This window comes from Phytoactinopolyspora endophytica, assembly GCF_004138495.1.
In the GTDB taxonomy this organism is placed as follows: domain Bacteria; phylum Actinomycetota; class Actinomycetes; order Jiangellales; family Jiangellaceae; genus Phytoactinopolyspora; species Phytoactinopolyspora endophytica.
The window spans coordinates 103055-111173 of the sequence record NZ_ML142865.1 but is presented as its reverse complement, the minus strand read 5'-3'; the positions used below and the strand labels follow the sequence as shown (position 1 = coordinate 111173).

Below are 8119 nucleotides of genomic sequence, written 5' to 3'. Positions count from 1 at the left end.
GTGCCCAGCCGGTCGGCAGCCACCTGGTCGCCGAGGAGTAACGCCGACGCTCCGTCGTTCAGCGGGGACGCGTTGCCTGCGGTCACGGTCCCGTCCGGGCGGAACGCCGGCGGGAGCTTCGCCAGCTTCTCCAGCGAGGTGTCCGGGCGGATCGCCTCGTCGCGGGCCAGGTCGGTGCCGGGCACCGGCACCACGTGTGTGTCATAGAAGCCGGTGTTCCAGGCGGCATCGGCACGCTGGTGGCTGCGCAGGGCGAACCGGTCCTGCTCCTCGCGGCCGATACCGTACCGCTCGGCGAGAGTCTCGGTGCTCTCCCCGAGCGACACGGTCCACTCCTTGGGCATCGCCGGGTTCGTCAGCCGCCAGCCCAGCGTGGTGGAGTGCAACGTCTCCGGCCCGGCGGGAAAGGCCTTCGAAGGTTTCGGCAGCACCCACGGCGCCCGGCTCATCGACTCCACGCCGCCCACGGCGACCAAGGACGCGTCCTGGACCGCGATCATCCGGGATGCCTGCATCGCCGCGTCCAGGCTGGACCCGCAGAGCCGGTTCACCGTGGTGCCGGGCACCGAGGTGGGCCAGCCGGCCAGCAACGCGGCCATCCGGCCGACGTTGCGGTTGTCCTCGCCGGCCTGGTTCGCCGCACCGAAGACGACATCGTCCAGATCACCCGGATCGAGCTCGGTCCGGGAAGCAAGCGTGCGTAGGACGTGTGCGGCGAGGTCATCCGGACGGACGTCCGCGAGGCCTTTGCCGTAACGGCCGAACGGGGTGCGGACGGCGTCGAGGATATACGCGTCGTTCACGGTCTCCTCCTGTGTGAGAGGAGGATCCCGTGGTGATCATGTGCCGTTTGTGGCCCTGATAGGGGCCCAAGACGGCACATGATCATCGGATGGTGACACACGAGCACGCTCACTCCCCAGTATCCGTTCCGGTGGCGGCTTGCAGCTCCCGCAGGGTGGTGAGCTCCGTGGCCGTGGGTGCCGGGGTGGTCGCCAGATCGGGCGCCACCCGCAGGTCCCAGCCGGTCGCTTCCCGGACCCGCTCCACGTCTACGCCGGGGTGTACGCCGGTCAGCACGAGCTCGTTGGTCTCCCGGTCCGGCCGCATGATGCCGAGATCGGTGACGACGAGGGTCGGCCCGGCGCCCGGCAGGCCGAGCCGGGCCCGGTCCGTGCCGTCCCGCCCGTATCCGACCGACGTGACGAAGTCGACCTGTTCGACGAAGGTGCGCCTGCTCTGCCGCACGACGACGAAGACCTCCCGGCACGACGCCGCGATCTCCGGCGCACCGCCCGCGCCGGGCAGCCGTACCTTGGGACTGGCGTATTCGCCGATGACCGTGGTGTTGATGTTCGCGAACCGATCGAGCTGCGCGGCGCCGAGAAAGCCGACGTCGATCCGGCCGGGCTGCAGCCAGTAGTTGAACACCTCGGGCACGCTGACCACCGCGTCGGCGGTCTCGCCGAGGATGCCGTCGCCGATGGACAGCGGAAGCCGGTCCGGCTTCGCGCCGAGGGCACCGGCCTCGTAGATCAGGGTCAGGTTCGCCGCGTGGGTACGGCGGGCCAAGTTCGCGGCAGTGGACGGCAATCCGATGCCGACGAAGCACGACGCGCCGTCGTACAGCGCCCGGGCCGCCGCGACGGACATCATCTCGTCCGTGGTGTACGTGAGGTCCGTTTCCGTCATACCAGCACCTCCCGGCTGACCCAGGACTCGAATGTGTCTCTCTCCCGGCTGATCGCATCCCATGCCTGGTAGTAGGTGTTGTCCCGGTCCGAGTACCCCTGCGCGTACGACGGGTGGGCGCCGCCCGGAACCTCGGCGACATAGGTCACCGCCCATGACGGCAGCACGATCGCACCGGGCACGGGCGTCAGCTCGTCGACCACTTCCTCAACGGTGACGATACTGTGCGCGGACGCCAGCACGGCCTCCTTCTGGACGCCGACGAGACCCCAGATCTGCACGTTTCCGGCCCGGTCGGCGCGCTGCGCGTGGATGATCGCGACGTCGGGGTTGAGCGCGGGCACGGCCGCCAGTTCTTCCCCGGTGAAGGGGCAGGTGATCTGTTTGATCGTCGAGGTCACCCCGGGCAGGTCGGTACCCGCATAACCCCTCAGCACCGCGAACGGCAGTCCGGACGCGCCCGCGACGTAGCGATTGGCCATCCCCGCATGGCTGTGTTCCTCGACCTCGAGCGGAGCCGGCCACCCGTTCTGCACCGCGTCGCGGAACCTGTGCAGTGAGCCGACGCCGGGGTTTCCACCCCAGGAGAAGATCAGCTTGCGCGCACACCCCGCCCCGATCAGCTGGTCGTACACGATGTCCGGCGTCATACGGACGAGCGTCAGGTCGCGCCTGCGCTGACGGATGATCTCCTGACCCGCGGCCACTGGGATGAGGTGTGTGAAGCCCTCCAAAGCCAGAGTGTCGCCGTCGTGAACCGCCGATCGGACGGCCTCGGCCAACGAAACCACTTCTGCCACGGCAGCTCCACTGTTCGTGATTCGTACGCTCGTTCTCTGAACGAACATAGACGGTGGCCACCCGCCAGTCAACACCGTCACGGGATTGAGTCACGGTTCGTGCGTATAGCGCACGAGAGTTCTTGATTCGAACGCAAGCTCACGTTAACGTCGTTCCATGCGTACCCAAGTCGGCATTGTCGGCGCCGGTCCGGCGGGCCTGCTGCTCTCCCACCTGCTGCATCTACATGGCATCTCGTCTGTGGTGCTCGAGGCCCACACCCGTGACTACGTCGAGCACCGCGTCCGGGCCGGCGTGCTCGAGCAGGGCACGGTGAACATCCTCCGCGAGGCCGGACTCGGCGCACGGCTGGACGCCGAGGGCATGCGGCACGAAGGGATCGAGCTCCGTTTCGACGGCGAGGGACACCGGGTTCCCATGGCTGAGCTCACCGGCCGCGCCATCACCGTGTACGGCCAGCAAGAGGTGGTGAAGGATCTCGTGGCGCGACGGCTCGCCGACGGAGCGGACATCCGGTTCGAGGTCTCGAACGTCCGGCTCGACGGACTCACCGGCGACGAACCCACCATCAGGTTCCACCACGATGGCAAGGAACAGGAGCTGATCTGTGACGTGATCGCCGGCTGTGACGGCTTCCACGGCATCAGCCGCCCCACTGTGCCAGCGGGCGAGCTCACCGTCTACGAACGCGAGTACCCGTTCGCCTGGCTGGGCATCCTGGCCGAAGCCAGACCCGCCGTCGACGAGCTGATCTACTGCCTGCACCACAACGGCTTCGCGCTGTACAGCATGCGCTCGGAACATGTCTCCCGGCTGTACCTGCAGGTTCCCACCGACGAAGACATCGGCGACTGGCCGGACGATCGCATCTGGGAAGAGCTGGCCACCCGCTTCCGCCTGACCGGGTCCGACTGGCGGCCCACCGAAGGCCCCATCTTCGACAAGGGCGTCACCCCGATGCGCAGCTTCGTCACCGAGCCCATGCAGTATGGGCGGCTGCTCCTGGCCGGCGACGCGGTCCACATCGTGCCGCCCACCGGAGCCAAGGGCCTGAACCTCGCCGTCAACGACGTCTGGATCATGTCCCGAGCGCTGGACGCCTGGTTCAACGGCCGCGACGACGGACCGCTGCGCTCATATACGCGGGACGCGCTACAGAGAGTATGGCGAGCACAGCATTTCTCCTGGTGGATGACGTCGATGCTGCACCGGTTCGGCGATGACCCCTACCAGCACCGGTTGCAGATCGCCCAGCTCCGCAACGTGGTGGACTCGCCCGCGTACGCCACGGCGCTGTCGGAGAACTACGTCGGCTGAGACCCAAGACCTCGTTCGGCAGGGCGGGCAGGCCGGCACCCCTGGAGATCAGGTCGATCTTGCGATGAGCTATGTCGATCTTGCGATGAGCTATTCCGTGATCTCTCACTCCATGTCACACTCCAAAGATGGAGATCCCGTTTACGTCTTCAGATCGTGCAAGTCTCGGCGTCGAATGGGAGCTCCAGCTGATCGATATGGCGAGCCGTGAGCTCACCTCCGGCGCCGTGGAGATCTTGGCCGACATCTGTCCCGAGGGCGCCGATGAGCATCCCAAGGCCAAGCATGAGCTCTTCCAATCGACCATCGAGATCATCACCGGTGTCTGTGGCGACGTCGCCGAGGCGCGGGCCGACCTGAGCGAGAGCCTCCACACGGTGACCGAGGCCGCGGCACGCCGAGGCCTCGGTGTGCTCTGCGCGGGTACTCACCCCATCACCAGCTGGGCCACTCAGGACATCAGCCCTAAACCGCGGTACCAACAGCTCGTCGAGCAGTTGCAGTGGCTGGCTCGACGGCTCCAGATCTTCGGCGTGCACGTCCATGTCGGGATCCGGTCGCCGCACAAGGCCATCCCGATCGTCAACGCGTTGACGTCCTACCTGCCACACTTCCTGGCGCTGTCCGCGTCGTCACCGTACTGGGTCGGTCACGACACCGGCCTGGCGTCGTCCCGGAGCAAGGTGTTCGAGACGCTGCCCACGGCCGGCCTGCCGTACCAGCTGTCAGGCTGGGACCACTTCGAGAGCTTCATGGAGACTCTGATCTCGGCCCAGACCGTGGACTCGGTCCGGGAAGTGTGGTGGGACGTACGCCCGCACCCGGATTTCGGAACCGTCGAGCTCAGGATCTGCGACGGCTCGCCCACGCTGGACGAGGTGGCCATGATCGCGGCCCTGGCTCAGTGCCTGGTACACCGGCTCGACCACCAGCTGGACCGCGGCTACACGCTGCCCAATCCGCAGAGTTGGGTGGTGCGGGAGAACAAGTGGCGCGCCGCCCGCTTCGGTCTCGACGCGGAGATCATTCTGGACGACCGGGGGACGACGGTCCCGCTCCGCGAATCGATTCTGGATTTGACCGACGATCTTGCCCCGATTGGGCGTAGACTCGGCTGCGCTGATGAGCTCGCGAAGGTTGAGCATCTACTGCGGATCGGCGCGAGCTATCAGCGCCAACGTGCGATTGCGGAGGCCAACGACGGAGACCTGACCAAGGTCGTCGACGGCCTCCTCGATGAGATGAAGACAGGACTGATCGTGCCGTCTGACCAGCGGCCAGCCGACGTCCCGCATCCGCGGTTCGCCACAAGCGACCTCGCCGGTGACGCGCTGGCCTGATACCGGGCACCCTCCCCACCAGCAAGACAACGAGGCAGACATACGTGACGGACAACTGGCTTGCGAGCTGGGTGCGTTCGCATCATGACGAACTGGTCGCCGTGCGGCGCCAGATCCACGCGAACCCCGAACTCGGCTTCAACGAATATGCGACGACCGACCTCGTCGTCGAACGGCTGGCCAAGGCCGGCCTCGAGCCGCGCGTCCTGCCCCGCGGCACCGGCCTCGTCGTCGATGTCGGCGACGGTGGGCGCACGGTCGCCGTGCGAGCCGATATGGACGCACTGCCGCTGTCCGATCCCAAGGACGTGCCGTATCGCTCGGCCGTAGACGGTGTGTGCCATGCCTGCGGCCACGACGCACACACCACGATTGCCCTGGGTACAGCGCTCGCACTCGCCGAAGCGCCGGACCTTCCGGGCCGGGTGCGGATGATCTTCCAGCCCGCGGAGGAGAAGATGGCCGGCGCCCGCGAGGTGATCGCCGCCGGCGAGCTCGAAGGGGTGGAGCGGATCTTCGCGCTGCACTGCGACCCCAGACTCAAGGTCGGGCAGATCGGCATCAAGCTCGGCCCGATCACCGCGGCCTGCGACCTCATCGAACTGCGAGTCTCCGGCCCCGGAGGCCACACCGCCCGGCCGCACCTGACCGTCGACGTGGTCGACGCGCTGGCCCGGATCGCCGTGGACACGCCCACGCTGCTGGCTCGCCGTGCCGACATCCGCGCCCGGCTGCTGCTGGCCTGGGGAGCCATCCAGGCCGGCGACGCCCCGAACGCGATACCAGGCGAAGGCGCCCTCAAGGGAACGCTGCGCGTGCTCGACCACGCGGCATGGGCCGACGCCGAGAAGAACTTCCACTCCATCGTCTCCGATGTGGCCGCCGCATGTGGCGCCAGCGTCGATGTCAGCTATGAGCGTGGGGTTCCACCGGTGATCAACGACGACGGCTGCGTGCAGCTGATGCGCGATGCCATCACCACGGAGCTGGGTGCGGACGCGGTGGCCCGGACCAACACCAGCATGGGTGGCGAGGACTTCGCCTGGTACGGCGAGCACGCGCCGGTGGCGATGGCCCGGCTGGGCGTGTACCCGGGTGGCGAGATGCACGACATCCACCAGGGCAGCTTCGACATCGACGAGCGTGCGCTCGGCATCGGCGTCCGCACTCTCACCCGCACCGCGCTCGACGCCTGCCTCGCACCACGCCCATGATCATGAACAGTAACCGGGTACATGGCACGGTTACTGTTCATGATCATGGGACTCCGGCTAGCCGCCGCCGATGATGTCGGCTATCGATTCCCCCGACTCGCCCGGGCGGATCTCGTTGACCCAGTACTTGCGCGCGATCGCGTCGATGCCGTCCTCGGTCACTTGGTGCAGGTGCAGCACGTTGTCATCGGTGCCGCGGATCGCTCCATACTCCTGGAGATCGAGCATGTGGAACCGCTCCGGCGGGAAACCGAGCTCGACGTCGATCGTGTACCGGCCGCGGCGGTCCGGCTCGTCCTTCACGCCGTCCGCGATCTTCCCGCCGGCGCTGACGGTGATCCACACCTGATACGCGATGAGCAGCGCCACCAGCACAACGAGCGTCCGGCCGCCGACGGTGCCGATCAGCTTGCGACCTATCCACGTCACCTGGGTCACGATGATCTCCCCGGCATCGGATTCCTCGCGGTCGTCGAATCGTGGCGCACGCGCTGTCAGCTCTCGCCGACAGCGCCCGCGGGCGTTTCCGTCCCGACGGCACCGTCCAGCTCGCCCGCCAACAGGTCGGTGAGGTAGGTGACCGTGCGCCGGAAGTCGGGGTTGTCCAACGTCGAGCGCCAGTTTCGAGGTCGCTCCAGCGGAACCGTGACGATCTCACTGACCTGACTGGGCCGGGTGCTCAGGACGACGACCCGGTCGGCCAGGAAAACCGCTTCGTCGACGTCGTGGGTGACGAAGAAGACGGTCGGCCGCTTGGTCTCGAAGATTCCGGTGAGGTCCTCCTGGAGCTTTCGACGGGTCTGCGCGTCGACGCTGGCGAACGGCTCGTCCATGAGCATGACCTCGGGCTCGTTGGCAAGCACCCGGGCGACGCCGAGCCGCTGCTGCATACCACCCGAGAGCTCGTGCGGGAACTTGCGCTCGAACCCCTCCAGCCCGACGAGCTCGAGATACCGCTGTGCGATGGGCTCCCGGTCCTGGCGCGCCACGCCGCGCATGCGCAGCCCGAAGGTCACATTGCCGAGCACCGTCTTCCATGGGAACAGGGCGAAGCTCTGGAACACGACGCCGCGCTCCGGCGACGGCCCGTCCACCGCTTTCCCGCCGACCATCACCGACCCGCTGGTCTGGGTGTCGAACCCGGCGACGATGTTGAGCACCGTGGTCTTGCCGCAGCCGCTCGGCCCGAGCACGGAGATGAACTCGCCCTGTTCGATGCTGAACGACACGTCGCCGATGGCGACCACCGTCTCGCCGGTATAGGCGTCGACGAACTCCTTGTGCAGGTTGGTGATCTCGAGGGTCGTCATCGCCCAGCCTCCGCCGTCCGGATCATGCCCCAACGTTCAATGGTGCCCCGCTCGAACGGCGCGAGGACCAGAGCGTCCAGGGCGAACCACAGAATTCCCAAGACGATCATCCCGACGAACACGCCGGTCACCTCCTGCGCTCGACGGGAGTCGAACATCATGAAGCCTAACCCGCTGGTGCCGACGATGATCTCGGCCGCGATCAGTGCCCGCCAGCCGTATCCCAGGCCGGTGCGGATCCCGGTCGCCACCGCCGGCAGTGCCCCAGGCAGGATGACCTCGGTGAAAACCTGGAACCGCCCTGCGCCGAGGCTTCGGGCGGCCCGCACGACGTCGCGCGGCACCTGCTCCACGCCGGAGACGATGCTGATCATGAGCGGGAACACGATCGTGTACACGATGACGAACGTGACCGCTGTGAGGCTGAACCCGAACCAGACGATCA

The 8119-nt window shown here is 67.2% G+C and carries 9 protein-coding genes; 3 read left to right on the top strand and 6 right to left on the bottom strand.

What is annotated here, in order from left to right:
- From ELR45_RS26575 to ELR45_RS26565, 3 genes are all read right to left on the bottom strand, one after another.
- Positions 1–803 (bottom strand): thiolase family protein (locus ELR45_RS26575; protein ID WP_240760165.1); only part of this gene is annotated, 803 nt, incomplete at its 3' end.
- Positions 804–912: 109 nt separating this feature from the next.
- Entirely contained in the window at positions 913–1692 is a 780-nt protein-coding gene (locus ELR45_RS26570; RefSeq protein WP_129669015.1) for a CoA-transferase subunit beta, read from the bottom strand.
- Positions 1689–2492, bottom strand: a complete 804-nt coding sequence (locus tag ELR45_RS26565) for a CoA transferase subunit A (RefSeq protein WP_129669014.1) — start codon at positions 2490–2492, stop codon at positions 1689–1691. Before ELR45_RS26565 ends, ELR45_RS26570 begins: the two co-directional genes overlap by 4 nt.
- Before the next feature lie 157 nt (positions 2493–2649).
- Here ELR45_RS26565 and ELR45_RS26560 point away from each other — a divergent pair, with 157 nt between their 5' ends.
- From ELR45_RS26560 to ELR45_RS26550, 3 genes are all read left to right on the top strand, one after another.
- The gene (locus ELR45_RS26560) at positions 2650–3810 is read left to right on the top strand and encodes a 4-hydroxybenzoate 3-monooxygenase (RefSeq protein WP_129669013.1); all 1161 of its coding nucleotides are present in this window, start codon (positions 2650–2652) and stop codon (positions 3808–3810) included.
- 128 nt (positions 3811–3938) lie between these two features.
- Entirely contained in the window at positions 3939–5150 is a 1212-nt protein-coding gene (locus ELR45_RS26555; protein WP_129669012.1) for a glutamate--cysteine ligase, read from the top strand.
- A 44-nt stretch (positions 5151–5194) separates the two neighbouring features.
- A complete protein-coding gene (locus ELR45_RS26550) occupies positions 5195–6364 on the top strand; it encodes an amidohydrolase (RefSeq protein ID WP_129669011.1) in 1170 nt (389 codons plus the stop codon).
- A 57-nt stretch (positions 6365–6421) separates the two neighbouring features.
- Here ELR45_RS26550 and ELR45_RS26545 read toward each other — a convergent pair whose 3' ends face one another.
- The 3 genes from ELR45_RS26545 to ELR45_RS39185 form a co-directional block, all read right to left on the bottom strand.
- Positions 6422–6802, bottom strand: coding sequence for a hypothetical protein (locus ELR45_RS26545; RefSeq protein WP_205857325.1), 381 nt, complete (start codon positions 6800–6802; stop codon positions 6422–6424).
- 56 nt (positions 6803–6858) lie between these two features.
- Positions 6859–7674 (bottom strand): ABC transporter ATP-binding protein, encoded by an 816-nt coding sequence (locus ELR45_RS26540; RefSeq protein ID WP_129669009.1) that lies wholly within the window; start codon positions 7672–7674, stop codon positions 6859–6861.
- On the bottom strand, positions 7671–8119 hold a 449-nt coding region (locus ELR45_RS39185; protein ID WP_205857324.1), incomplete at its 5' end, for an ABC transporter permease. The genes ELR45_RS39185 and ELR45_RS26540, both read right to left, overlap by 4 nt.

Coding starts and splice junctions, on each gene's coding strand:
- ELR45_RS26540 (WP_129669009.1), bottom strand. CDS start 7,674: ATGACGACCCTCGAGATCACCAACCTGCACAAGGAGTTCGTCGACGCC.
- ELR45_RS26560 (WP_129669013.1), top strand. CDS start 2,650: ATGCGTACCCAAGTCGGCATTGTCGGCGCCGGTCCGGCGGGCCTGCTG.
- ELR45_RS26570 (WP_129669015.1), bottom strand. CDS start 1,692: ATGACGGAAACGGACCTCACGTACACCACGGACGAGATGATGTCCGTC.
- ELR45_RS26555 (WP_129669012.1), top strand. CDS start 3,939: ATGGAGATCCCGTTTACGTCTTCAGATCGTGCAAGTCTCGGCGTCGAA.